This window comes from Curtobacterium sp. GD1 (assembly GCF_020882855.1).
GTDB lineage: Bacteria > Actinomycetota > Actinomycetes > Actinomycetales > Microbacteriaceae > Curtobacterium.
Map to the genome: position 1 here is coordinate 78,902 of NZ_JAFEVQ010000013.1, position 24,497 is coordinate 103,398.

Below are 24,497 nucleotides of genomic sequence, written 5' to 3' on the forward strand. Positions count from 1 at the left end.
GCACCACCCCTCAACGAAGAGAAAGCACTCACATGCGCAAGAAGCTCATCGCCGGCATCGGCCTGGCGCTCGTCGCGGGCCTCGCCCTCAGCGGCTGCTCGGCTCGCGGCACCTCCGGCTCGGACTCGGGCTCGAGCACCGAGATCAAGAAGGGCGACCTCATCGGTGTCGCCCTGCCGGCCAAGACCTCGCAGAACTGGGTGCTCGCGGGCGCCGCGTTCGAGAAGTCGATCGAGGACGCCGGCTTCAAGGCCGACATCCAGTACGCCAACGCCGGCAACCCCGTCCCGGACCAGCAGTCGCAGATCTCGGGCATGGTCACCAAGGGCGCCAAGGTCGTCATCATCGGTGCCGCCGACGGTTCGCAGCTCGGCTCGCAGGTCAAGGCCGCCAAGGCGAAGGGCGTCACCGTCATCGCCTGGGACCGCAACATCCTGAACACCAAGAACGTCGACTACTACGTGGCGTTCAACAACTACAAGGTCGGCCAGCTGCAGGCGCAGGCACTCCTCGACGGCCTCAAGGCCGAGAAGGGTGACGGCCCCTACAACATCGAGCTCTTCGCCGGTTCGGCGGACGACGCGAACGCCACCGTGTTCTTCAACGGTGCGATGAACGTCCTCGAGCCGAAGATCAAGGACGGCACCGTCAAGGTCACGTCCGGCCAGGAGACCTTCCAGAAGGTCCAGACCAAGGGCTGGCTCGCGCAGAACGCCCAGTCCCGCATGACGGACCTCCTGTCGCAGTACTACTCGGGTGACACCAAGCTCGACGGCGTCCTGTCGCCGAACGACACCCTCGCCCGTGCGATCCTGACCGCGACGAAGGCCGCCGGCAAGCCGAACCCGGTCGTCACCGGCCAGGACTCGGAGACCGCGTCGATCCCGCTCATCATGCAGGGCACGCAGTACTCGACGATCTACAAGAACACCACCGAAGAGGCGCAGGCCGCCATCGACCTGGTGTCCGACCTCTCGAAGGGCAACAAGCCCGACACCAAGATCGACAAGACGAACAACTACAACGGCGTCAAGACGGTCCCGGCGATCGAGCTCACCCCGGTCCTCGTGACCAAGGAGAACGCGGTCGAGGCCTACAAGGGCAACGACACCCTCGAGGCACTCGCCAAGAAGGGCTGATCTCCCCGATCACACGACGACGGCCCCGTCTCGCTCCGGCGAGACGGGGCCGTCCCGCGTTCGCGGCGGGGGCACGGTCGGACGGGAGGCGCGGGCCGGGGCCGACCCGCGCCTCCCGTCCGTCACTGCGTCAGGTCCACTGCCCCTGCCGCGCCCCGACGGTCACCGCGCGCTGCGTGCGCGGCGCGCAGGCGGTGGACCGCCTCGCAGAGCGAGGGCACGTCCACCCGGGCCGTCCCGAACACGACGGCCGGCGTCGTGTCGAAGTACCGCCGGGTGAGGCGTTCGCCGAGGAGCGACACCCGCGACCACGGGATGCTCGGCTCGGTCGACGTCACCGCGCTCGGGAGCATCCGGACCGCCTCGCCGATCTCGACCAGTCGCATCCGGACCGCGTCGTACACGAGGCCCTCCGGCAGTGCGTCGTCGTCGACGTACGCACGGATCACCCCGCACGCACGGATCACGTCGTCGAGCCGGTCCCCGACGTCGCGGCTCACAGCGGCACCGCGTCCCGGACGGCGTCGGCGCCCATGCCGGCGGCGTCCACCACGTCCACCCGCACGCCGAGGAGCTGCTCCGCCTCGTCCTGGATCCGCATGAGCGCGAAGATGCCGAGCCCGGGATCGAGGTCCACCATCAGGTCGACGTCGCTCGCCGGGCCGTCCTCGCCCCGGGCCACGCTGCCGAAGAGCCGGGGGTTGCGGCCACCGAGGCGCTGCACGATCGCGACGAGTTCCCGCCGTGCGGCCATCACCCGTTCGCGGAGGGGCGGCGGTTCCTCGACGGGGTGCAGGTCGATCGCGGCCGTGAACCCCGCTGCGAGCAAGAGCCGCTGCAGTGCGGCGAGGGACGGCTCGCGGCGTCCGTTCTCGTAGGTGCTGATGACGCTCTGCGTGACGCCGGCGCGGTCGGCGAGCTGCACCTGGGTGAGTTCGGCGCGGAGGCGGGCGTCCCGGATGAGCCCGGCTGCCGACACTGGCGGCGCGGGTCGTGGGAGTACTGCGGACATGCGGCCACGATACACAGAATGCGACATTTCTTTACGCACATCCTGCGGTTCGGAGTGCCGCGTCCAGGAGATTGCGACGGGCGATATCGCGGGCCGCGTTATGCCCAGCCAGCAGCGCCCGTCAGGAGCGGCGGGAGACGTCCGTCCGCAGGAAGTTCTGCGCCGAACGAGACGGCGTCGGACCGCGCTGCCCCTGGTACCGCGACTGGTACTCGGCGGAGCCGTACGGCTTGTCGGCCGGGCTCGACAGCTGGAAGAAGCAGAGCTGGCCGATCTTCATGCCCGGCCAGAGCTTGATCGGCAGGGTCGCCACGTTCGAGAGCTCGAGGGTGACGTGCCCGGAGAAGCCCGGGTCGATGAAGCCCGCCGTGGAGTGGGTCAGGAGCCCGAGGCGCCCGAGCGAGCTCTTGCCCTCGAGCCGTGCCGCGATGTCGTCGGGCAGCGTGACGACCTCGTACGTCGAGCCCAGCACGAACTCCCCCGGGTGCAGGACGAACGCCTCGTCCGGGTCGGTCTCGACCAGCCGGGTGAGGTCGGGTTGGTCGACCGCCGGGTCGATGTGCGGGTACTTGTGGTTGTCGAACAACCGGAAGAACTTGTCGAGCCGGACGTCGATGCTCGACGGCTGGACGAGCGAGGCGTCGTACGGGTCGAGGCCGATCCGGCCCTCGGCCAGCTGGGCGGTGATGTCGCGGTCGGAGAGCAGCACGCGACGAGCCTAGCGGCAGCGGAACGGCACCGGTAAGCTGCGAGGCTGCCCAGCGTCGGGCGGCGTCACACGGCCAGGAGGAACCGACATGACCGCGTACACCGTTCACGAACTCGACGTGCCCGCCACCATGGACGACGACGCCGCGACGGTGCAGGCCTTCCGCGACTGGGTCCGCGTACAGAACGCCGCCGAGGTCGCCGTCACCCGGTTGCCCGAGATCCTCTGGACGCCCGAGGAACAGCTGCCGTACCTGCTCGACCCCGAGGCACCGAGCCGCCTCTTCGTCGTGCGCGATCCGGACGGCGACGTCGTGGCCGCCGGCTCCTACGACACCAAGGAGGCACCGGGGACCCCGAACTGCTGGATCGCGGTCGCCGTCGCACCGGACCACCAGCGGCGGGGCATCGGCACGCTGCTGGCCGAGCACCTCGAGGGCGTCGCCCGCGACGACGGTCGCACGCAGTGGAAGACGTACGCGGTGTCACGGCAGGTCGGGCCGGCGTCCGGACCGGGGTACCTCGTCCCGCCCACCGGCCACGGCGCCGTGCCCGAGGACGAAGCCGGCGCACGGTTCCTCAGCGGGCGCGGCTGGCGATTCGGGCAGGTCAACCGGATCAGCCGCCTGGCACTGCCCGCCGACCACTCCGTGGTGCGCGAGCTCCACGACCGGGCAGCGGCCGCCGCCGGACCCGACTACCGGGTGCACGCGTGGGCCGGGCCGACGCCGGAGCAGTGGCTCGACGGCATCGCGCTGCTGGAGACCCGGATGAGCACCGACGCTCCGGAGGGCGACATGGAGGAGCCGGAGGACGTCTGGACGCGCGAGCGCCTGCAGGAGCACGAGGCGCAGCTGCACCGCTCGCCGCGCACGATGGTCACGGTCGCGGTCGAACACCTCCCGACGACCACCTTGGCCGGTTTCACGCAGCTGGCGGTGCCGGACGCAGAGCACCAGCCGGTCATGCAGGGCGACACCCTCGTGCTGCGGGAGCACCGCGGGCACCGGCTCGGCTGGCTGCTCAAGGTGGCCGGGATCGAACGCGTCGAGCAGGACTTCCCGGGGCGACCCTCGATCATCACGTTCAACGCCGAGGAGAACCGCCCGATGCTCGACGTCAACGAGGCGGTCGGGTTCGTGGGCGTCGGGAGCGAGGGCATCTGGGAGCGCCGCGTCTGACGTCGTGACCTGAGGCGGGCCGCAGTCGGTGCGCGCGACGCACGCCGCGCCTCCAGGCCCACACGCCTACGATTGGACGGTCATGACCGTCACGTCACCCGAAACCCAGCCAGGAGGCGCGGCGCCGGAATCGGCGCCCGTCACCGCGCGCACGTCCACCGTCGCGACGGTCCTCGTCGTCGCCGTCCCGCTCGCGGTGGCGTGCTCGATCCTCGGGATGACGCTCACCGGCGCCTTCACGGCGAACCAGCAACTGGTGTCCGCCGGCGACCTCGTCGAGTACGGGCTGCCCGTCGCGCGCGTGGTGCACGACACCATGGCGGCGCTGACGATCGGCCTGCTCGTCGTCGCGGCGTTCGCGCTCCCGGCGCAGAAGAAGGACCACCGAGCGATGTCGAGCGTGCAGCACCGCGCCGCGCGCTGGGCGGCCGCGACGGGTTCGGTGTGGTTCCTCGCGGCCGTGGTGAGCATCGTGCTGACGGGGGCGAACACCCTCGGCGTCCCGCTGACGAACCCGGTGTTCGCGCGGAACTTCACCCTCTTCGCCTTCCAGGTCGAGATCGGGCAGGCGCTCGTGGTGTCGGCCGTGGCGATCCTCGTCGCGACCGTGGTCGCCGCGTTCGCCACCCGGGTGACGACGCTCGCGGTGGCGACCGTCGCCGGGTTGTTCGCGCTGCTGCCGCTCGCACTGTCCGGGCACGCGGCCGGGTCGCTCGAGCACGCGAACGCGGTGAACTCGCTCGCGGTCCACCTCGTCGCCGTCTGCGTCTGGGCCGGTGGCCTCGTCGCCGTGCTCGTCCTGCGCACCCGGACGAAGGGCGCCACCGGGCGGGTCGTGTCGCGGTACTCGACGCTCGCGGGGTGGGCGTTCGCCGCAGTCGCGTTCTCGGGCATCGTGAACGCGTCGCTCCGACTGACCGGCCCGCTCGACCTGTTCACGACGACCTACGGGTGGCTCATCACCGTCAAGGTCGCCATCCTCGTGCTGCTCGGGCTCGCCGGGGTCGTCCAGCGGCGGCGGCTCGTGCCGGGGCTCCTCCGCGCGCCCCTCGACCGCCGGGTGTTCGTGCGGTTCGCCCTCGCCGAGATCGTGTTCATGGCGATCGCCATCGGGGTCTCCGTCGCCGTCTCCCGCTCGCAGCCGCCGATCCCGCAGACGCCGGAGACCGGGGACGACACCCGCTCCGGACTCATCGGGTTCCCGTACCCGCCCGCACAGACCGTGCAGACCTACCTGACCCAGTGGCACATCGACTGGGTGTGGCTGGCGCTCGCGGTGGTCGGGGCCGGCTGGTACCTGCTCGCCGTCCGGAAGCTCCGGAAGCGCGGGGACAAGTGGCCCGTCGGACGCACGATCGCGTGGCTGCTCGGGTGCGCGCTGTTCATCTGGACGACCTCGGCGGGGCCGGCGGTCTACGGGATGATCCACTTCTCGTCGCACATGCTCCAGCACATGCTGCTCATGATGTTCGTGCCGCTGCCGCTCGTGCTCGGCGGGCCGGTGCTGCTCGCGCTGCGGACCCTGCCGGTGCGGAACGACGGCTCGCGCGGGGCCCGTGAGTGGCTCATGCTCTTCACGCACTCGCGGTACATGCAGTTCCTCGCGAAGCCGGCCGTCGCCGGGGTGATCTTCGCCGGGTCCCTCGTCGTGTTCTACTTCACGCCCGCGTACGAGTACGCCATGCAGTCGCACGAGTGGCACGTGGCGATGATCGTGCACTTCGTCTTCAGCGGGTACCTGTTCTTCTGGGTGTTCGTCGGCGTCGACCCGGGCCCGAAGCGACCGCAGTACCCGATCCTCATCATCGCCCTGCTCGCGACCCTGGCGTTCCACGCGTTCTTCGGCGTCGCGGTCATGACGTCGGAGTCGGTCTTCGCGATCGACTGGTTCCACGCGCTCGGGCAGACGAACGACGCTGCACTCCTGGCCGACCAGCACACCGGCGGCGGGATCGCGTGGGGTGCGTCCGAGCTGCCGATGGTGTTCGTCGCGCTGCTCGTCGTGCGCAACTGGGTCAGGTCGGACACCCGTGACGCGAAGCGCCTCGACCGCAAGGCGGAGCGGGACGGGGACGCGGACCTCAAGGCGTACAACGAGCGCCTCGCCGCGATGCACGACCGCGACTGACGGGAACAGGACCGCGCACCGTGCGAGGTCGCACGGTGCGCGGTCCTGTGGGGTCGGGCCGACCTGCTTGCTACTCCGAGGCGTCCCGGGCAGCGCGGGTCCGGCGGACCATCAGCAGCACCAGGCCGCCGAGGAGCAGTGCGGCCGCGAGGCCGATGCCCGTGCCCATCGCGAGCGGCGACCCGGTGAACGCGAGCGCACCGGTGCTCGACCCGACCGGCGCGTGCGACGGGGTCGCCGCTGCGGTCGGGTCGGCGGTCGGGTCCGCTGCCGGGGTGACCGTGGCGGGTGCGGCCACGACGACGACCTCGATCGTGGTGGTCGACGCCGCGAAGGACGCGTCCCCGCTGTAGGACACCGTCACGGTGTTCGTCCCGACGGGCAGCGCGTCGGTGTCGCAGCTCGTCTCGGGGAGCGTCGCCGTGCACAGGACGGTCCCGTCCGCCGCGGTGAAGGTCACCGTGCCGGTCGCGCCGGTCGGCAGGCCGGACGCACTGAGGCGGACCGTGGTGCCGACGACCGCACGGGTCGTGTCGGTCGAGCCGACCAGCTCGGTCGGCTGCGCGGTCACGACCAGGTCGAAGGGGTCACCCTCGGCCGGCTCGTAGTTGTCGTCGCCGCTGTACCGGGCGTGCACGCGGTAGGTGCCACCCGCGAGGTCGGCGGGGACGTCGCAGGTCGTGTCGGGCAGGGTCGCGGTGCAGAGCACGGTGCCGTCGTCGGTGACGTAGTCGATCGTCCCGGTGGCGTCCTTCGGCACGTTCGGGCTCCCGAGCGTGGTGGTCTCGCCGTGCGTCACGGTCACCGTCGTGTCGGTGCCGGGGCCGGACGGGTCGGACGGTCCACTCGGGTCCGTCGGGTCGGACGTTCCCGGCGTGATGGTGGTCGCGGCCTTCCGGACGGTGAGGTCGACCGCCACGGCCGTGGAGCCCTCGTACCGACCGTCGCCCGAGTAGACCGCGGTCACCGAGTGCGTCCCGGCGGCGAGCCCGGAGACGTCGCAGCTCGTGGCCGGCAGGGTCGCCGTGCAGAGGACCTTCCCGCCGGCGCGGAACTCGACGGTCCCGGTCGGTGCGGGCCGGTCGCCGTCGACGGCGTCGAGGCCGCCGACCGCGAGGGTCACGGTCGTGCCGTACGTCGTGGACGCCGGCGTCGACGTCACGGTGATCGCGGTCGGGACCTTCGAGACGACGAGCGAGCCGTCACCCGTGGCCGAGGCGTGGTCGGCGTCACCCTGGTAGGTCGCGGTGATCCCGCGGGTGCCGACCGTCGAGGTCGGGACGTCGCAGGACGCGGCTCCGGAGGCGAGCGTCGCGGTGCAGAGCACGGCGCCGGACTCGGTGTCCGTGAACACGACGGACCCGGTCGGCGTGGTCGCCCCGTCGGACTCCCCGGAGGCGACGCTCGCCGTCAGGGTGGCGCGGTCGCCGACGACCGCTGCGGCCGCACCGACCGAGACGGTGCTCGACTGCGGCTGGACCTCGACGGCACGGGTGACGGTCACGGCCTCGGCGTCGGTGGAGGCGACGACGGTCGAGACGGTGGCGGTGCGGGCGGCGCCGGACACCGTGTACGGGATCGTCAGCGTCGGCAGGACGGTGCCCGGCGTGCGGTCCGCCGCGGCCTGGTCGCACGTGACGACCTGACCGGCGGCGGTGCAGCTCCAGCCGTCGCCGCTCGCCGTGGCGACGTCGGGCGTGACACCCGTCGGGAAGGTGGTGGTGGTGCGCACGAGCTGCGCCTCCGAGCCACCGTCGGCCGACACGGTGGGGGTGAGGGTGTACGTGCCCGAGCCGGCGTGCGCGACCTTCGCCGTGCCTCCCGTCTGGGCGGTCAGCACCGGCACCGGACCGGCGACGGTCGTGGTCTTGAGTGCGTTGACCTCGTGCACGTCGTTCGATCCACCGGTGCCCGCGACCCATCCGTAGGTGAGCTTGTACGGGTACCCGGTGGTCTGGTCGACCCACGAGGACGGCACGCCCGCGACGTTGCTGCCGCCCTTCAGCGTGGGGAGCGCGCCGGCCAGGACCTGCCGGGTCCCACCGCTCGACGTGAAGACGACCTTGAACGTGCCCGGATCGACCGACACGTCCGTGTTCCCGGTGCCCTGCGCGCGCAGGGTCGAGGTCGTCGGGTTGATGACGATCTCGACGGGGACCTTCGCGGTGGTGCGGTCGGTCACCCCGGTCCGGCTGAGCGTGCCGTTGCCCGCGAGCGGGGTGCCCGCGGTCGTCGAGACGATGCAGTAGCCGTTCAGGCCGTTGCCGGGGCCCCGGACCGTGACGTTGTTCGCGTAGGCGGCAGCGGACGCGTCCGCGGTGCAGCCCGAGCCGCCGAACGCCTTGTTCGAGAAGTTGCCGAACCGGTCGAGGCCGACGCCGAGGTAGGCGTGGGAGAGCCCCGACGCCTTCGTGCCGATGGACGCGTTCTGGCTGTCGGTGATGCTCGCGCTGTAGCCCAGCGAGCCGCCGAGGTACCCGATCTTCTCGGGGACCTCGGGGTTGTACGGGTCGGTCGCGGCGAGGTAGAAGACGATCCCGTCCGCGCCGTTGCCGTTGTACTGGTAGCTGTCGAAGACGGCGTCGATGCCCTTGGTGATCGGGACCGACTGGCGGGAGCCGACGCCGCCGGCCTTGTCGCCCTGCGCGGTCGTCAGGCGGAGCGCCCCGTTGCCGCTGGCGTCACGGACCGAACCGGAGGCGATGCCCTTGCCGTCCGTGGTGCAGGTCGGGATGCTGCCGTCGTTGCTGGTGCCGGAGGCCGGGGCCGCGGTGAGGCACGCCTCGTTCGCCGCGCCGGACTGCGTGGACGGCAGGAGGTAGCCGTCGCCGACCGAACCGGTCGTGAACCCCTCGTTCACGAACGTGGTCTGCGCGGGAGCGGCGGCGGAGGCGGTGGACGCACCCGCCCCCACGAGCGCGAGACCGGCGAGGCCGGCGACGACGACGCCGGAGAGGATGCTGCGAGCGCGCGCGACGGCACGCTTCTGGGGTTGTGTACGCACTGGAGCCCTGTTCAGTGAGAAGAGCGGTGCCGACGAGGAGCGTGCGCGCCCGGCTCGTCGGCTCGGGTCCTCACACCGTAGGGCCGGATCGGGTACCCGCGGGTCTCGAAACGACCGTTCGCACCACAACTGGGGACACGCCCGGGCCCGCGAGTCGCGTCGAGCGCTCGCGCTGGCCCCACTCCGGGTGGCCGCAGAGGCGGTCGGTGCTCAGTCGCCGTGGACGATGCAGACCGCGTCGAGGTCCATCGCGGCCTCGAGCGCGGCGGAGATCCCGGACTCGCCGTCCGCCCCCTCGGGCGTCACGGTGTCCACCCACCACAGCGGCGTCGACAGCGTCGGGGCGTCCGGCAGGATCCGCTCGACCTCGTCGAGGGCGTCCACGCGCCGCACCGCGAGCACGGTGATCACGGGGTGCGTGGCGTCCCGGCAGACCTGCATCATCGGGCCGTCGTCGAGCGCCCGGACACCCCAGGACTCATCGTGCAGGAGCAGTGCCTCGGCGACGTCGCGCGTCTCCACCGGCCCGCGGCAGAGCAGGGTGACGTCACGGGGCACGGTGACCGCCGAACACGTGCGAACCGTCCCCGACGTGGCCGTCCAGCGTGCCCTCGTCGTGCGCCGGGTCGAGCGGGGCACCACCGACGAGCTGCAGGAACCGGTCCTCGTCGATGCGGTCGAGGAACGCCTCGAGCGCTTCCCAGCCGTCGTCGAAGCGCACGACGAGACCGCCGCCACCGAACGTCGAGGTGGTCGTGCGCGGCGGGGGCCACACGCCGTCCCGGTCGAGGAACTCGGTCGCCTCGGGTCCGACCACGACCGCGAGCGGCGCGGGTTCGCCGTGCGAGACGGCACGGACGAGGTGGTCGGCGTCACCACGACGCTGCATCACCACACCGAAGACGGGTTCGACGTCCTCGGCGACGCGGTGCACGGCGTCGAGGAGCCGCGGCGCGAGCGTCTGGTCGGCGCCGTCCTCGGGGATCGTGAGCACGGCGGACATCGTCTCGACGACCACGCCGTCGAGCAGGTGCGCGGTCATCGTCGCCGAGAAGCCCTCGCCCACGGCGTACGACGTCGACACCGCCGGGGCCTCGTGCTTGGCGTACTGCGTGACGACCCAGCGGTCCCACGGCACGGTGAGCGGTTCGGCGGTGCCCCAGCGCGTCGGGCAGGTGCCGACCGTCTCACACAGGGCCTCGATCGCGGACCCGATGTCGATCGCGCGTTCGGCGTGGTGGCGCAGCGTGAGGTCGATGCTGATCTGCCGCACCGAGTCGCGCGCGACGGGGTGCTCCGGCGAGGGCGTGCCGACGAGCTCGGGGCCGCGGTGCACGAAGTCCTCGATGCGGGAGGCTGCGACGCCGGTCCGCCCGTCGCGGAGCGTGCCGTCGGGATCCGTGACGGCCCACGCGGCCCCGTACGCGCCGAGGGCGTGCCGGAGCGCCGGTGTGAGCGCGGAGCCGGGCCCGGTGCGGAGGACGACGAAGCGTCCGGACTCGGATGCCCGACGGAGCAGGGAGGCGAGCGCCTCGGTCAGCCACACCACCGGCGAGGCCGAGTCGACCACGATCGCGGGGCCGACCACGTCGTCGATGAGGGGATGTCTGACCATCCGGGTCCTCCTCGGGTTCGCGGGTCGCTCGATCCACCTGGACGGTACACACGGGGGCGACACCTGTCCGTCAGACGGACCGGCTCACAGCGGAGACACGGGTCCGGCCAGGAGGCGCGGTGCGGGTCGGCAGCGCCACGCTCGGCGGGCACTCGGCTGGCGTCCAGCGCAGAATCCGCTAGGCTTGCGACGTCCCGCTGAGCGGGGTGCGCGAGTGTAGTTCAATGGTAGAACTCCAGCTTCCCAAGCTGGTAGCGCGGGTTCGATTCCCGTCACTCGCTCCAACTAGCATCGTGCTGTGGAGTCCAAGCCGGCATCTGTCCTCAAGGCGATCAGGGCCGAGATCATCGCCGGTACGCTGCCACGCGGCTCCCGCCTGAAGGAAGACGCCCTGGCCGAACGCTTCGGGGTCTCACGGGTCCCCGTGCGTGAAGCACTCCGTCAGCTGGAGACCGAGGGGTTCGTCGAGTCCGAGAAGTTCAAGGGCGTCCGCGTCGCCGACTCCTCGACCGAGGTCGTCATCGAGCTCATGCAGATCCGCCGCGGACTCGAGGTGCTGGCTGCCGAGCTCGCCGCTCGTCGCCAGGGCGGCGAGTGCGCCGACCTGCTGCGCGCCGTCGGTCACGAGGAACGATCCGACCAGGAGATCGAGGCCGCGCAGTCGCCGCGGTTCGCGTTCCACGGGCTGGTGGCGCGCGCCGCGGGGAACAGCCGACTCGAGACGATGATCGACCACCTGATCCACCAGACTGCCTGGGCCTTCGAGCGCGTGACGCAGGACGAGGTGGCGTCGAGCAGCGATGACCACACCGCCGTCGCCGGCGCGATCCTGCGCGGCGCCTCGGTGCAAGCGGGCCTGCTGATGGACGAGCACCTGCGCCGCGACGAAGCGATCTACCGGGCGCTGAACCCGTAGGAACGTATACGAAACCCCACGAGGGACTTGGGCGGCGCCAGCCGTGATGCTTGAATGTCCGCGTGACACAGGCAGCCGTAACGAACCGTCTCGTGTTCGAAACCAGCCCGAAACAGCTTTTCGTATACAAAAGAGTGACCGCACGGTGCACCGCCCTCACTCTTCCCCCGCTGGAGTCACGAATGTCCGCTGTCACCCGCTCCACCGCACCAACCCGAACCGCGTCCGCCGCCCGACCCGAGGGCGGCATCGGATCCGCCCTCGACTCGATCGGCTTCACCCGGGCCCAGTTCTGGGTCCTCATGCTCATCCTCGCCGGGGAGTTCTTCGACACGCTCGAGCAGAACTCCGTCGGCGCGATGGCCACCAACATCAAGGCCTCGCTCGCCATCGGCGACGTGCAGCTCTCGACGATCAACACCGCCACCGTCCTGGGTGGCCTGGTCGGACGGTTCCTGGCCGGCTGGCTCGCCGACAAGTACGGCCGACGGTTCTCGCTCGGCCTCAACCTGCTCGTCTACACGCTCGGCGGCCTGCTCAGCGCGGTGTCGTTCAACTTCGACATGCTGCTCGTCAGTCGGTTCATCGTCGGCATCGGCGTCGGCGGCGAGTTCATGATCGGCATCGCGATGCTGTCCGAGATGGTGGCCACGAAGTACCGCGGTGGTCTCATCGCGACCATCAACGTCGGTGCCGGCGGCATCGGCAACTTCATCTCCTACGGCCTCTTCCTGCTGCTGCTCGGGCCGCTGGCCGTCCCGCTCGGTGGTGACGACCACGTCTGGCGCTGGACCTTCGTGATCCTCGCGATCCCCGCACTGTTCGTCGTCCTGTACCGCCGCAAGCTGCCCGAGACGCCGCGCTGGTTGCTCTCGAAGGGCCGTGTCGACGAGGCGAACCGATCGCTCGCGATCCTCGCTTCGAACACGCTCACGCCGCCCGCCGAGACCGCGCCCCCGGTGCGTCTGACGCCGGCTGACCTGCCCCCGGTCGCGCTGCACTCCTCGCCCGCCGCGGTCTTCCACAAGCTGGTGCTCCGCCGGACGATCGCGATCGGCGTCGCGTCGTGGATGGCCTTCGGCGTCCAGGTCACGCTGAACTTCCTGATGCCGACCCTGCTCGTCGAGCGCGGCTACACGGTGTCGCAGAGCCTGCTCTACACGATGATCATGAACATCGGTTCGCTCCTCGGGTGCACGGCAGCGGCACTCCTCGCCAACCGCGTCGGACGCCGGCCCCTCATCGCCGTCGCGGGCATCCTCGGCTGCCTCACCGCCCTGGCGTTCGCGGCGTTCGGCAACGACACCGCCGCGATCCTCGTGCTCGGCGCCCTCTTCCAGTTCTTCACGATGCTGACGAACACCACGCTCGCCGCCTGGACCGCCGAGGTCTACCCGACCGCGATCCGTGCATCCGGCGCCTCGATCGTCAACGGCATCGGCAACATCGCCGGAGCGGTCATGCCCTTCGCGGCCATCGCCCTGTACGGCTCGTGGGCCTTCGCCGGTGTCTTCGGACTCGCCGCCGTCATGTACGCGGTGCTCGTGGTCGCGTCGCGCTTCGCCCCCGAGACCCGCGGGCGTTCCCTCGAGGACGTCAACGAGAACGCCCTCTCGACCCCCACCGCCTGACCGACTGCACCACCCGCACCACCCCGGTGGGCCGGACACCCCGGCCCACCACCCCACGATCGGAGAACACCATGGACACCCTGAAGATCTCGGCGACCGCGAACGGCCTGAACTACCTGCCCGAGTACGTCGCCGACGTCGGCGGACTGTTCGCCGAGCGCGGCCTGGCCGTCACCGCGAAGGCGTGCGACCCGTGGACCGGCGTGCTCGACGACATCGACTCGCACGAGGCCGACCTCGCGCTCGGCGGCCTGTGGGTCCCCGCGATGTACGCCGGCACCTCGAGGAAGCTCTCCGTCGTGGGACAGCTCAACCACCGGTTCCCGATGACCATCGTCGCCCGCGACGAGACCGCACCGATCACCCTGGACTGGCTCGCCGGCAAGATCGTCCTGGCGCCCGGGGCCGGCGGCAGCGCACCGTACGAGTTCACCGCCGGACTCGTCCGCGAGGCCGGGTTCGACGTCGCCGCGACCCGCTTCGTCCGTGACCTCTCCACCGCGATGCTCATCGAGCTCTACCAGGGCGGCCTCGGTGACGCGATCATCCTCGACCTCGTCTCCGCCCAGGAACTCGTCGCCGCCGGTGGGGGCACCATCGTCTTCCGGCACCTCGACGCCGGTGGCGTGATGCCGAACAGCGTCTACTACACGCGCACGGACCGCATCGACGAGCTCGGCGACCGGGTCGACCGGTTCGTCGACGGCATCGCCGCCGCGATGGCCAAGATCACCGCGGGCGACGCCGACGCCGAGATCGCGGCCGTGCTCGCCGCCCGGTGGCCGGAGAAGGACGCTGCCCTGCTGCGGCGGGCCGCCGACGAGATGGCCGCCGGGGGCGTCTGGGACACCGCGGTCGTCGACCGCGACGCCTCCGACCGCTGGATGCGCATCCTGTTCGACGGCGGGCTCACGACCCACACCCCGTCGCTCGAGGAGCTGCTCGGCGCCTCGACCGCCGTCGCCGCGTCGTGACCGTCGTCCTCGGCGCCGCCGACGTCGCCGGTCTCATCGACGCCGTCGACGTCGTCGGGGCCGTGGAGGCCGTCCACGCCGACCTCGGGACCGGCGCGATGCAGCAGCCGGCTCCGGTCGCCCTGACCGGCGCCGACGACGCGCTCTTCCTGCCGATGGCCGTGCGGTCCGACCGACTCGGGCTCGTCGCCGTCAAGCTGATGGCCGACATCCCCGGGAACAGCGCACGGGGGCTGCCCTCGCAGCGGTCGACGATCCTGGTGTCCTCGTCGGTGACGGGCGAGTGCGTGGCGGTCCTCGACGGCATGGCCATCACCCGGGCCCGGACCGCGGCGACCACCGTGGTCGCGACGAAGCACCTCGCCCGCTCGGGCAGCCGGACCCTCGGGATCCTCGGCGCGGGCAACCTCGCCGTCGAGCACGTCCGCGCGTTCGAGGCCGTGCGACCGTTCGAGCGGATCGTCCTCTGGTCGCGCTCGTCGGGAACGGTCGCCCGCTTCCTCGACGCCGTCGGCCCGGACGTCGCCGGGCGGTGCGGGGTGGTGCACGAGGCCCGTCGGGTGGTCGAGGGGTCCGACGTGCTCTGCACCCTCACGCCCTCGGTCGATCCCGTCGTCCGAGGAGCCTGGTTGCACGCGGGCCAGCACGTGAACGCGGTCGGAGCACGTCCGCGCCCGACCCACCGGGAGCTCGACGGCGCCGCGATGGCGCGCGGCACCCTGTTCGTCGACAGCCGTGCGACGGCGTGGACGAAGTCCGGCGACCTGCTCGAGGCCGTCGTCGAGGGGACGGTCCCGCAGGCCCTCCACCCCGCTGAGCTCGGCGAGGTCGTCGCCGGGCGTGCCCCGGGCCGGACCACGGACGACGAGGTCACCGTGTTCGACTCGGTCGGGCTCGGCGCGCAGGACCTCGCCGTCGCCGCCCGCGTGATCGAGCTCGCGCGGGAACGGCGCGTCGGGACGGAGGTCGCGGTCGCACGGGTCGGGGTACCGGTTCCCGGCAGGTGACCAGGGTCGGGCGGCAGGGTGCTGCCATGCGCCGTGCTCTCCCCCCACTCGTCGCCGGCATCGTCGCCGCACTCGCCCTGACCGGCTGCAGCGGCGGGAGCCCGGGCACCACCGCGGCCGCACCGTCACCGACGCGCACACCCCCGTCCTCACCGACGCCGACGCCCTCGCCGACCCCGACCATCACCGCCGCCGACCGGGCTGCCGTCGCCCGCACCCTCGCCGACCTCGAGCGGGAGTACGACGCCACGGTCGGCGTCGTCGCGACCGACACCACCACCGGCGAGACCGTCGCGTACAACGGCGACCGCCGCTTCGGCTACGCGTCGACCCTCAAGGCGTTCGCGGCGGCGCAGTTCCTCCGCGCGGTGCACGGTGCCGACCGGGACGAGCGGGTGCGCTGGAGTACGGCGGACGCCACCGCCGCCGGCCACTCCCCCGTCACGAGCGAGCACGTCGCCGACGGCCTGACGATCGCCCAGCTCGCCGAGGCCGCGGTCCGACAGAGCGACAACCTGGCCCTGAACCTCGTCCTCGACCGCATCGGTGGCCCCGCGGGTCTCGACCGAGCACTGGCGGAGCTCGGGGACCGCACCACCGAGGTCGTGCACGACGAACCGGCCCTCAACACGATCGAGCCCGGCAGCACCGAGGACACCACGACCCCGGCGGCGTTCGCGGCGACGCTCGCCACCGTGCTCGACGGCCAGACCCTCGGGCGCTCCGACACCGCGCTGCTCGAGCACTGGATGCGCGGCAACACCACCGGCGACACCCTCGTCCGCGCAGGCGCTCCCGAGGGCTGGACGGTGGTCGACAAGTCCGGTGGCGCGGGCGGCATCCGGAACGACGTCGCGCGCGTGACCCGGCCGGACGGCGGCCCGATCGTCATCGCCGTCCTCACGACCCGCAACGCCCCCGACACCGCCTACGACGACGCCCTCGTCGCGCGGTCCGCCGCGGCGGTGCTCGACGCGTTCGACGGCTGACGGCCGCCCGGCGTCACACGGCGTCATGCACGACACCTGTCGGGGACGCCGGGCAACTACGATCTGGTCATGTCCTCCCCCGACTCCCCCACGGTCGTCGTCGGCGCCGGCATCATCGGTCTGAGCACCGCGTGGCACCTCGCCGACCTCGGGCAGCGCGTCGTCCTCGTCGACAGCGGCCCCGCCGCCGGTGGCACGACGACCGCCGGCGCCGGGTTCGTGGGCCAGTGGGCGGCCGGGTACGCCTGGTACTGGAACGAGTCCGAACGCGACGTCGAGCAGTACGGCATCGACTTCTACCGTCGGCTGGCCGAGTCCGGCCACGGTCCGACGGGCTACCGCCGCAACGGGAACGTCTGGCTGACGGTCACCGAACAGGGCCGCACGGACCACATCCCGCCGTTCGAGGACCACCCGCTGCGCCCGGCCGGTGCGCGGACGCTCACCCCGGCGGAGGCGGCCGAGCTCGTCCCCGGACTCGACCCGTCCGCCGTGACCGCCGGATTCCTCCACCCGGACGGCATCCAGATCAGCGCGCCCGACACGGCCGCCGCGCTGGTCGGTGCGCTGCGTGCGAAGGGCGTCGCGATCCGTGAGCACACCGCGGTCGCGGGCCTGGAGGCACGGGACGGCTCCGTCACGGGCGTCCGGACCGCGGGTGGCGAGGTCATCGATGCCGCGCGGGTCGTCCTCGCCGCCGGCAGCTGGACGAACGCCCTGCTCGCGCCCCTCGGTCGCGAGCTCCCGACGGTGCGCGTGGTCGCGAGCCGCCTCGTGACGAAGCCGTTCGGCCTGCCGGGCACGCTGCCGACCCTGATGCTCCCCGAGCTCGAAGGGCTCTGGATCCGGGAGCACCGCGGCGGCCTGACCTACGGCGCCGGGAGCGGGTACGAGGCGCTGCACGTCGGTGGCGCGGACCGGGGCGCCGATCCCGCGCGCCGCCCGGTCCGGACGGACCTGCTCGACGCCATGCGGACCTCCGTGCACCCGATCGTCGCGCGGCTCCTGCCAGCCGCGGCGGGCGTGCTCGGAGCGGACGAGACCCCGACGCAGGGCGTGGTGTCGATGACCGCCGACCGGAACTTCATCGTCGGCCCGGTCCCCGAGCTCGCCGGGCTCGTGGTGGCCGGCGGGGACAACGAGTCCGGCGTCACCCACGGCCCCGGTCTCGGCCGGATCGCCGCCGAGCTGAGCGTCACGGGGACGACCACCCTCGGCGACCCGAGCCGGTACGACCCCGCACGCTTCCCGGCCCGTGCGCCGAGCGAGGCCGACGTCGTGGCGATGATGCCGGCCCGACGCGAGGCCGATGCCCGACGCGCCGGAGCGACGGCATGAGCGACCGGACGACGACGCACGTCGTGATCGGCGGCGGGGTCGTCGGTGCCGCCACCGCGTACGCCCTCACGCTCCGCGGCGAGCGCGTCGTGCTCGTCGAGCAGCACGAGCGGGGGCACCACCGGGGGTCGTCGCACGGCGCCACCCGGATCTTCCGGCAGGGCTACGCCGATGCCGAGTACGTCGCACTGACCACCCGGGCGCTCGCGCTGTGGGAGGCGCTCGAGGCCGCGGCGGACGAGGAGCTGATCGTCCGGACGGGCGCCGTCGACCACGGGCGGCCCGAGGTCGTCGACGCCATCGCCACGGCGCTCGCGGACGCCGGCATCCCCCACGAGACCCTCAGCCCGGACGCCGCCGCCGCGCGCTGGCCGGGCATCGCGTTCGAGGGGCACGTCCTGACGCACGCGACCGCGGGGCGGATCCGGTCCGACCGCGCGATCGAGGTGTTCCTCACGCTGGCCGACCGCACGGGGCTCGCCGACCTCCGCTTCGACACCCGGGTCACCGGGCTCGAGGACCACGGCGACGAGGTGACCGTGGCGCTGTCCGACGGGTCCACCCACCGCACGTCCTCGGTGGTCGCGGCCGTGGGGTCGTGGGCACCCACGCTGGTGGGCGACCTGCTCGCGGAACGCGGGGCGCGCCTCCCGGCCCTCCGTGTCACGCAGGAGCAGCCCGCCCACTTCCCCAGCCACCTGCCGGACGAGGCGTGGCCGAGCTTCGTGCACTGGGCCGACGGCGACGACGTGTACGGCCTGCTGACCCCGGGCGAGGGCGTCAAGGTCGGGTTCCACGGCACCGGCCCCGTGGTCGACCCCGACCACCGCGACTTCACCCCCGTGCCCGCCGAGGCCGAGCGCCTGCAGGCGTACGTCGCCCGGTACGTGCCGGGGGTCGACGCGACGAAGCCGACGTTCATCAGCTGTCTGTACGACAACTCCCCCGACGAGGACTTCGTGATCGACCGTCGAGGTCCGGTCACGGTCGCGACCGGGTTCTCCGGCCACGGCTTCAAGTTCGCTCCGTTGCTCGGCGACATGATCGCCGACCTCGCGACCGACGGGCCACCACCCCCGGCCCGCTTCTCCCTCTCGAAGCACCACCCCACTCCCTCAGGACCATGACGACCCGACTCCTCAGCGCCATCGCGCTCACCGCCACCGCCGCCGCCGTGCTCACCGGTTGCGCGTCCACCGGCTCGTCCGGCACGGACGCCGTCGACGGGCTCGTCGTCGGCACCACCGACGTCGTGACGTCCCTCGACCCGGCCGGCGCCTGGGACCGCGGGAGCTACACGGTGCAGACACAGCTCTACCAGCATCTGCTCACCTACCCCGCCGGGAAGACCACGACCAGCCCCGAGGTCGCGAAGTCCTGCGACTTCACCGACGGCACGCACTACGTGTGCGAGATCCGGGACGGCCTCACGTTCTCGAACGGCGACGACCTGACCGCCAAGGACGTGGTGTTCTCGTTCGAGCGCCAGGTGTCCCTCGGGTCGACGAACGGCCCGGGCTCGCTGCTGGCCAACATGGCGTCCGTGTCGGCTTCGGGCAGCACCGTGACGTTCACCCTGAAGCAGGCGGACGACCAGACGTTCCCGTACGTGCTCGCGAGCATGGCGGGGGCGATCGTGGACTCGAAGGTGTTCTCCGCGACGAAGGTGCACGCGAACGACGGGGTGGTGGGCTCCGGGCCCTACGCGCTGCAGGACGCCGCGGACGGCGGGGCGACGATCGCCCTCACCGCGAACACTCGGTACGACGGCGACGCGCCGGCCACGAAGAGCGTCACGATCAAGCAGTACACGAAGTCCGCGGACCTCAAGCTCGCCGTGCAGAAGGGGGACGCCGACGTCGCCTACCGCCAACTGACCCCGACCGAGGTGACGTCGCTGTCCTCGGACGACTCGCTGCAGACCGTGCACGGCGACTCCGGCGAGGTCCGGTTCCTGGCGTTCAACCTGCAGACGATGCCCGGGAAGGACGCCGCGCAGAAGCAGGCGATCCGGCAGGCCGTCGCGGCGACGATCGACCGCGAGGCGATCGCGAAGGACGTCTACCAAGGCACCTACACCCCGGCGTACTCGATCGTGCCGAACGGGTTCCAGGGCGCCACCGAGGCGTTCGAGGACGCGTACGACGGCGCCGACGCGAAGTCGATCCTGCGGGATGCCGGCGTGACCACTCCGGTACGGCTGCCGATCGAGTACACGACCGACCACTACGGCTCGGGCTCCGACGACGAGTACGCGCTCATCCAGCAGCAGCTCGAGGACACCGGCCTGTTCACGGTCGACCTGCAGTCGGCCAGCTGGGACACCTACGTCGGGAACGTCGGCAAGGGCGAGTACCCCGTGTTCCAGCTCGGCTTCTTCCAGGACTACCCGGACGCCTCGTCGTACCTGACCCCGGCGTACGGCGCGACCGACGTGAACCTGCTCGCGAACCACTTCGACGACGCCACGGTGAACGGCCTCGTCGCGTCGCAGGCCGTCGAGCCGGACGCGGCGAAGCGGAAGCAGCAGATCGAGCAGATCCAGCAGGACACCGCCGAGTCGGTGCCGCTCATCCCGCTGCTCGCCGGACAGGAGAACGTCATCGGGCAGGGGTCCCTGACCGGGCTGTCGAAGTCGGTCGACGCGTCCGGCGAGTTCCGGATCTGGGAGATCGGGCGCTCGTGAGCAGCTCACCGCTGCGCGCCGCCGTCCGCGCCCGCATGCCCGCCGGGCTCGACGACCTCGCCGCGCTCGTCGCGATCCCGTCGGTCCACGACCCCGCCGTGCAGTCGCTCGACGACTGCCACCGGGTCGCGGAGGCCGTGCGGGTCGCGTTCGCCGACCTCGGCCTGGAGGCGCGACTCGCCACCACCGCGGACGGCTCGCAGGCGGTCATCGCGACCCACCCCGCGCCGGCCGGGGCGCCGACGGTGCTGCTCTACGCGCACCACGACGTGCAGCCCGCGGGCGACCTCGCGGCCTGGACGAGCGATCCGTGGACCCTGACACCGCGGGACGGGCGGCTCTACGGTCGCGGCGCGGCGGACTGCAAGGGCGGGATCGTCACGCACCTCGTGGCACTCCGGGCGCTGCTCGACGTGCACGGGGCGTTCCCGGTCGGGCTCGTCGTGGTCGTCGAGGGTTCGGAGGAGCAGGGCACCGACGGCCTCGAGCAGTACGTGTCGTCGCACGCCGCCGACTTCCGGCACGTGGACACCGCCGTCGTGATGGACGCCGGGAACGCCGCGGTCGGGGTGCCGGCGCTCGTGACGACGCTCCGGGGCACCGCGTTCGTCGAGCTCCGGGTCCGCGCGCTGCGGGGCACCGTGCACTCCGGGATGTTCGGCGGGGCGGCGCCGGACGCGATCGCGGTGCTGGTCGCGCTCCTCGCCACGCTCCGGGACGAGGTCGGCGACACCACGGTCGACGGCCTCGACGCCTCGCAGACCTGGGACGGCCTGCCGTACGACGCCGACCGGTTCGCCGCGGACGCCGGGCTGCTCGACGGCGCGGTGCCGATCGGCTCGGCGGACCCGGCGTCCCAGGTCTGGGCGCGCCCGGCCCTCACGGTCGTGGGCATCGACGCCCCGGCGGTCGCAGGGTCCTCGCCGTCCGTGCAGGCGACCGCCGGTGCCGCGCTGAACCTCCGCGTGCCGCCGGGTGTCGACCCCGCGGCGGCCGGCGAGCTGCTCGTCGCGCACCTGCTGCGTCGCGCACCGGCCGGCGTCGAGGTGACGGCTCGGGTCACCGGGGTGGGCGCCGGGTTCCGTGCCGAGGGCGGTCCGTCGTCGGCGGCGTTCCGCGCGGCGCTCTCGGAGGCGTACGACGGGGCCCCGGTCGGGTCGCTCGGCGGCGGCGGCTCGATCCCGCTGTGCGCGACGCTCGAGCGGGCGATCCCGGACGTCGAGGTGATCCTGGCCGGGGTGTCCGAGCCGGCGGCGAACGTGCACGGCCCGGACGAGAGCGTCGACCCGTCCGAGATCGAGCACATGGCCCTGGCCGAGGCGCTCTTCCTCGCCTCGCTCACCACCCCCTGACCCCGCGGGGGCCGATCACGCCGCGCGTTGGTGTCCGTGTTCGGTCTCGGCCGTGACCGTCCTGGTTCACGAATCCCGGGTCTCGCGAACCAGAACGGTCACCGACGCCGACCGATGGCGGGTCCCGCGCAGGTGACGGACGGCATCCCCCACCCTGGCAGTCCGGGGCGCGCCGGCCGTCGGAACCGCCGCTGCCGTCCGAGCGGGCCGGACCACCCGGCCCCTCCGGACCAACCAGCCCGTCCGGACCACCCAGCCCGTCCGGACCACCCAGCCCGTCCGGACCACCCAGCCCGTCCGGACCACCCAGCCCGTCCGGACCACCCAGCCCGTCCGGACCACCCAGCCCGTCCGGACCACCCGGCCCGTCCGGGGCGCCAGGGCCGTCCGGGGCGCACGGGCCGTCTGGGCCGTCCGGGGCGCCGGGGCGCACGGGCCGTCCGGGCCGTCCGGGCCGTCCGGGGCGCGCGGGCCGTCCGGGGTGCGCCGGCCGTCCGCTACGGTGGTGCCGTGCGCATCGTGGTGGCTCCGGACTCGTTCAAGGGGACCGCGACGGCGGCCGAGATCGCAGCGGCCGTGCGCGACGGCTGGCTCGCCGAACGTCCGGGCGACGAGGTCGTCCTGGCACCGATGGCGGACGGCGGCGAGGGCACGCTCGACGCCTTCGAGACGGCGATCCCGCTGACCGTCCGGGTGCCGATCACCGTCACCGGTCCCGCCGGCACCCCCGTCGACACGCACTGGCTGCAGCTGCCCGACGGCCGCGCCGTGGTCGAGCTCGCCGCCACGAGCGGGCTCCCCCTGCTGTCCGAGTTCCTGCCCGACACCGCGACGAGCCGGGGCTTCGGCGAGGCGATCGCCGCCGCCCTCGACGACGGGGCGACCGGGCTCGTGCTCGGCATCGGCGGCAGCGCCTCGACCGACGGCGGCGCCGACGCCCTGATCGGGCTGGGAGCACTCGTCCACCGGGATCCCGCGGTCCCCGAACACCCACCGCGGCCGCGTCAGGGGGCCGAGCTGCTCGACGACGTCACCGGCGTCGACACCACGTGGATGCGCCGGCTGCCGGAGCACGGCGCTGTCGTGCTGACCGACGTGACCTCACCCCTGCTCGGACCGTCCGGCGCCGCGGCGGTGTTCGGCCCGCAGAAGGGCATCGGACCAGAACGCATCGCCGTCTTCGACGCCCGGCTGGCCGACTGGGCGCGCTGCTTCCCCGACGTCGACCCGACGACCCCCGGCGCCGGAGCGGCCGGCGGTGTCGGGTTCGGACTGCTCGCCTGGGGTGCGACGCTGGCGGGCGGAGCGGCCGCCGTCGCCGAGGTCCTCGGGCTGCCGGCGCTCCTCGACAGCGCCGACGTCGTGATCACCGGCGAGGGCCGGTACGACGGGCAGTCCGCGGCCGGCAAGGTGCCGAGCGTGGTGCGCGCCCTCGCGTCGACGCACGCACCGGCTGCCCGGGCGATGCTCGTGGCCGGGGCGATCGACGCCGCGCTCGACGACTTCGACGCTGCCGCCTCGCTCACCGTGCTGGCCACGCAGACGACGGGCGAGCCGGACGACGCCCTCGCCGACCCGCTGCGCTTCGCCCGGATCGCCGGCCAGCGACTCGCCCGCCTGGCCTGACGCCCGGCGAGCCCGGCGCCCGCACGCGACACGCCCGCATTCCGTGCAGGGGTGCCCCAACGGGACCTCCCACCCGATGGCGCGCTCCACCACACTGGTGGAGGGCCGGAACCGGCCCGGACGCACCACCCACGAGGAGACCATGCGCACCGTCAACGCGTACGCCGCACCGTCGGCCACCGAGCCGCTCGTCAAGACCACCATCACCCGTCGCGACGTCGGCCCGAACGACGTCGAGATCGACATCGCCTACGCCGGCATCTGCCACTCGGACATCCACACCGTCCGCGGCGAGTGGGGCGAGATCCAGTACCCGCAGGTCGTCGGCCACGAGATCGTCGGCCACGTCACCTCCGTCGGGGAGAACGTCACCAAGCACCAGGTCGGCGACCGCGTCGGCGTCGGCTGCATGGTGAACTCCTGCGGCGAGTGCGAGAACTGCGTCAAGGGCGAGGAGCAGTACTGCCTCAAGGGCAACATCCAGACCTACGCCGGCGTCGACCCCGCCGACGGCAGCATCACCCAGGGCGGCTACTCGCAGGCCGTCGTCGTGAACGAGGACTTCGTCCTCCGCGTCCCCGAGTCGCTCGACATCGAGAAGGTCGCGCCGCTGCTCTGCGCCGGCATCACCACCTACTCGCCGCTGCACCACTGGGGCGTCGGCCCCGGCTCGAAGGTCGCCGTGATCGGCATGGGCGGGCTCGGCCACATGGCCGTGAAGATCGCCGTCGCACTCGGCGCCGAGGTCACCGTCCTGTCGCAGACCACCTCCAAGCAGGAGGACTCGCTCCGCTTCGGCGCGAAGGCCCACTACGCGACGAAGGACCCGGAGACGTTCGAGAAGCTCGCGAGCTCCTTCGAGCTGATCATCAACACGGTCTCCGCGAAGATCCCGATGGGCGCCTACCTCGGCCTCCTCAAGGTCGACGGCACCCTCGTCAACGTCGGCGCACCGTCCGAGCCGCTCGAGGTCCCGGCGTTCGCCCTGATCCCCCGCCGGCTCAGCTGGGCCGGGTCCGCGATCGGCGGCATCCGCGAGACCCAGGAGATGCTCGACTTCTGCGCCGAGCACGGGATCCTGCCGGAGACCGAGCTCATCAGCGCCGACCAGATCAACGAGGCCTACGAGCGCGTCCTGTCCTCGGACGTCCGCTACCGCTTCGTGATCGACGCGGCGACGCTCGCGTAGCA

At 72.4% G+C, this 24,497-nt stretch carries 20 protein-coding genes and 1 tRNA gene; 15 read left to right on the top strand and 6 right to left on the bottom strand.

Annotated elements, in window-relative coordinates; all coding sequences use genetic code 11:
• The first annotated feature begins 32 nt into the window (after positions 1-32).
• A complete protein-coding gene (locus JSX79_RS09230) occupies positions 33-1,139 on the top strand; it encodes a sugar-binding protein (protein ID WP_070417113.1) in 1,107 nt (368 codons plus the stop codon).
• 122 nt (positions 1,140-1,261) lie between these two features.
• Here JSX79_RS09230 and JSX79_RS09235 read toward each other — a convergent pair whose 3' ends face one another.
• The 3 genes from JSX79_RS09235 to dcd form a co-directional block, all read right to left on the bottom strand.
• Positions 1,262-1,639 (bottom strand): DUF86 domain-containing protein, encoded by a 378-nt coding sequence (locus tag JSX79_RS09235; RefSeq protein ID WP_070417114.1) that lies wholly within the window; start codon positions 1,637-1,639, stop codon positions 1,262-1,264.
• On the bottom strand, positions 1,636-2,151 hold the full coding sequence (locus JSX79_RS09240; protein ID WP_083403123.1) for an XRE family transcriptional regulator: 516 nt from the start codon (positions 2,149-2,151) through the stop codon (positions 1,636-1,638). The genes JSX79_RS09235 and JSX79_RS09240 overlap by 4 nt, the downstream gene beginning before the upstream one ends.
• A gap of 121 nt (positions 2,152-2,272) precedes the next feature.
• A complete protein-coding gene (gene dcd, locus JSX79_RS09245) occupies positions 2,273-2,860 on the bottom strand; it encodes a dCTP deaminase (protein WP_070417116.1) in 588 nt (195 codons plus the stop codon).
• A gap of 88 nt (positions 2,861-2,948) precedes the next feature.
• Between dcd and JSX79_RS09250 the strand changes: the two genes are divergently transcribed.
• Entirely contained in the window at positions 2,949-4,040 is a 1,092-nt protein-coding gene (locus tag JSX79_RS09250) for a GNAT family N-acetyltransferase (protein ID WP_229085902.1), read from the top strand.
• A gap of 82 nt (positions 4,041-4,122) precedes the next feature.
• Entirely contained in the window at positions 4,123-6,168 is a 2,046-nt protein-coding gene (locus JSX79_RS09255; protein ID WP_229085903.1) for a cytochrome c oxidase assembly protein, read from the top strand.
• Between the two features lie 70 nt (positions 6,169-6,238).
• On the opposite strand, the gene JSX79_RS09260 is transcribed toward JSX79_RS09255, so the two are convergent.
• From JSX79_RS09260 to JSX79_RS09270, 3 genes are all read right to left on the bottom strand, one after another.
• Positions 6,239-9,172 carry an Ig-like domain repeat protein gene (locus tag JSX79_RS09260; protein WP_229085904.1) on the bottom strand — a complete coding sequence of 978 codons (2,934 nt, stop codon included), beginning with the start codon at positions 9,170-9,172 and terminating at the stop codon, positions 6,239-6,241.
• 210 nt (positions 9,173-9,382) lie between these two features.
• Positions 9,383-9,730 (bottom strand): hypothetical protein, encoded by a 348-nt coding sequence (locus JSX79_RS09265; protein ID WP_070417120.1) that lies wholly within the window; start codon positions 9,728-9,730, stop codon positions 9,383-9,385.
• On the bottom strand, positions 9,720-10,787 hold the full coding sequence (locus tag JSX79_RS09270; protein WP_070417121.1) for a DUF6177 family protein: 1,068 nt from the start codon (positions 10,785-10,787) through the stop codon (positions 9,720-9,722). Before JSX79_RS09270 ends, JSX79_RS09265 begins: the two co-directional genes overlap by 11 nt.
• Positions 10,788-10,997: 210 nt before the next feature.
• On the opposite strand from JSX79_RS09270, the gene JSX79_RS09275 reads away from it, so the two are divergent.
• From JSX79_RS09275 to JSX79_RS09330, 12 genes are all read left to right on the top strand, one after another.
• Positions 10,998-11,071 (top strand) — tRNA-Gly (locus JSX79_RS09275).
• Between the two features lie 14 nt (positions 11,072-11,085).
• The gene (locus JSX79_RS18660; protein ID WP_070417122.1) at positions 11,086-11,703 is read left to right on the top strand and encodes a GntR family transcriptional regulator; all 618 of its coding nucleotides are present in this window, start codon (positions 11,086-11,088) and stop codon (positions 11,701-11,703) included.
• 182 nt (positions 11,704-11,885) lie between these two features.
• Positions 11,886-13,334 (top strand): MFS transporter, encoded by a 1,449-nt coding sequence (locus JSX79_RS09285; protein ID WP_229085905.1) that lies wholly within the window; start codon positions 11,886-11,888, stop codon positions 13,332-13,334.
• 71 nt (positions 13,335-13,405) lie between these two features.
• The gene (locus tag JSX79_RS09290) at positions 13,406-14,308 is read left to right on the top strand and encodes an ABC transporter substrate-binding protein (RefSeq protein ID WP_229085906.1); all 903 of its coding nucleotides are present in this window, start codon (positions 13,406-13,408) and stop codon (positions 14,306-14,308) included.
• Positions 14,305-15,315 carry an ornithine cyclodeaminase family protein gene (locus tag JSX79_RS09295; RefSeq protein ID WP_229085907.1) on the top strand — a complete coding sequence of 337 codons (1,011 nt, stop codon included), beginning with the start codon at positions 14,305-14,307 and terminating at the stop codon, positions 15,313-15,315. Before JSX79_RS09290 ends, JSX79_RS09295 begins: the two co-directional genes overlap by 4 nt.
• 26 nt (positions 15,316-15,341) lie before the next feature.
• Complete coding sequence (gene bla, locus JSX79_RS09300) at positions 15,342-16,304, top strand: class A beta-lactamase (RefSeq protein WP_229085908.1); 963 nt, start codon at positions 15,342-15,344, stop codon at positions 16,302-16,304.
• Between the two features lie 69 nt (positions 16,305-16,373).
• Positions 16,374-17,642 carry an FAD-binding oxidoreductase gene (locus JSX79_RS09305; RefSeq protein ID WP_229085909.1) on the top strand — a complete coding sequence of 423 codons (1,269 nt, stop codon included), beginning with the start codon at positions 16,374-16,376 and terminating at the stop codon, positions 17,640-17,642.
• The gene (locus tag JSX79_RS09310; protein ID WP_229085910.1) at positions 17,639-18,769 is read left to right on the top strand and encodes an FAD-dependent oxidoreductase; all 1,131 of its coding nucleotides are present in this window, start codon (positions 17,639-17,641) and stop codon (positions 18,767-18,769) included. The genes JSX79_RS09305 and JSX79_RS09310 overlap by 4 nt, the downstream gene beginning before the upstream one ends.
• The gene (locus JSX79_RS09315; protein WP_071294369.1) at positions 18,766-20,328 is read left to right on the top strand and encodes an ABC transporter substrate-binding protein; all 1,563 of its coding nucleotides are present in this window, start codon (positions 18,766-18,768) and stop codon (positions 20,326-20,328) included. Before JSX79_RS09310 ends, JSX79_RS09315 begins: the two co-directional genes overlap by 4 nt.
• Positions 20,325-21,680: a M20/M25/M40 family metallo-hydrolase gene (locus tag JSX79_RS09320; RefSeq protein ID WP_229085911.1), complete on the top strand. Its 1,356-nt coding sequence runs from the start codon at positions 20,325-20,327 to the stop codon at positions 21,678-21,680. The genes JSX79_RS09315 and JSX79_RS09320 overlap by 4 nt, the downstream gene beginning before the upstream one ends.
• A 510-nt stretch (positions 21,681-22,190) precedes the next feature.
• Entirely contained in the window at positions 22,191-23,306 is a 1,116-nt protein-coding gene (locus JSX79_RS09325) for a glycerate kinase (RefSeq protein WP_229085912.1), read from the top strand.
• Between the two features lie 142 nt (positions 23,307-23,448).
• On the top strand, positions 23,449-24,495 hold the full coding sequence (locus JSX79_RS09330) for an NAD(P)-dependent alcohol dehydrogenase (protein ID WP_229085913.1): 1,047 nt from the start codon (positions 23,449-23,451) through the stop codon (positions 24,493-24,495).
• The last annotated feature ends 2 nt before the right edge of the window (positions 24,496-24,497 follow it).

Bases quoted from the DNA above. Each gene is read 5' to 3' on its own strand.
- JSX79_RS09230 (WP_070417113.1), top strand. From the start codon at position 33: ATGCGCAAGAAGCTCATCGCCGGCATCGGCCTGGCGCTCGTCGCGGGC.
- JSX79_RS09240 (WP_083403123.1), bottom strand. From the start codon at position 2,151: ATGTCCGCAGTACTCCCACGACCCGCGCCGCCAGTGTCGGCAGCCGGG.
- JSX79_RS09250 (WP_229085902.1), top strand. From the start codon at position 2,949: ATGACCGCGTACACCGTTCACGAACTCGACGTGCCCGCCACCATGGAC.
- JSX79_RS09255 (WP_229085903.1), top strand. From the start codon at position 4,123: ATGACCGTCACGTCACCCGAAACCCAGCCAGGAGGCGCGGCGCCGGAA.
- JSX79_RS09270 (WP_070417121.1), bottom strand. From the start codon at position 10,787: ATGGTCAGACATCCCCTCATCGACGACGTGGTCGGCCCCGCGATCGTG.
- JSX79_RS09285 (WP_229085905.1), top strand. From the start codon at position 11,886: ATGTCCGCTGTCACCCGCTCCACCGCACCAACCCGAACCGCGTCCGCC.
- JSX79_RS09290 (WP_229085906.1), top strand. From the start codon at position 13,406: ATGGACACCCTGAAGATCTCGGCGACCGCGAACGGCCTGAACTACCTG.
- bla (WP_229085908.1), top strand. From the start codon at position 15,342: ATGCGCCGTGCTCTCCCCCCACTCGTCGCCGGCATCGTCGCCGCACTC.
- JSX79_RS09305 (WP_229085909.1), top strand. From the start codon at position 16,374: ATGTCCTCCCCCGACTCCCCCACGGTCGTCGTCGGCGCCGGCATCATC.
- JSX79_RS09310 (WP_229085910.1), top strand. From the start codon at position 17,639: ATGAGCGACCGGACGACGACGCACGTCGTGATCGGCGGCGGGGTCGTC.
- JSX79_RS09315 (WP_071294369.1), top strand. From the start codon at position 18,766: ATGACGACCCGACTCCTCAGCGCCATCGCGCTCACCGCCACCGCCGCC.
- JSX79_RS09330 (WP_229085913.1), top strand. From the start codon at position 23,449: ATGCGCACCGTCAACGCGTACGCCGCACCGTCGGCCACCGAGCCGCTC.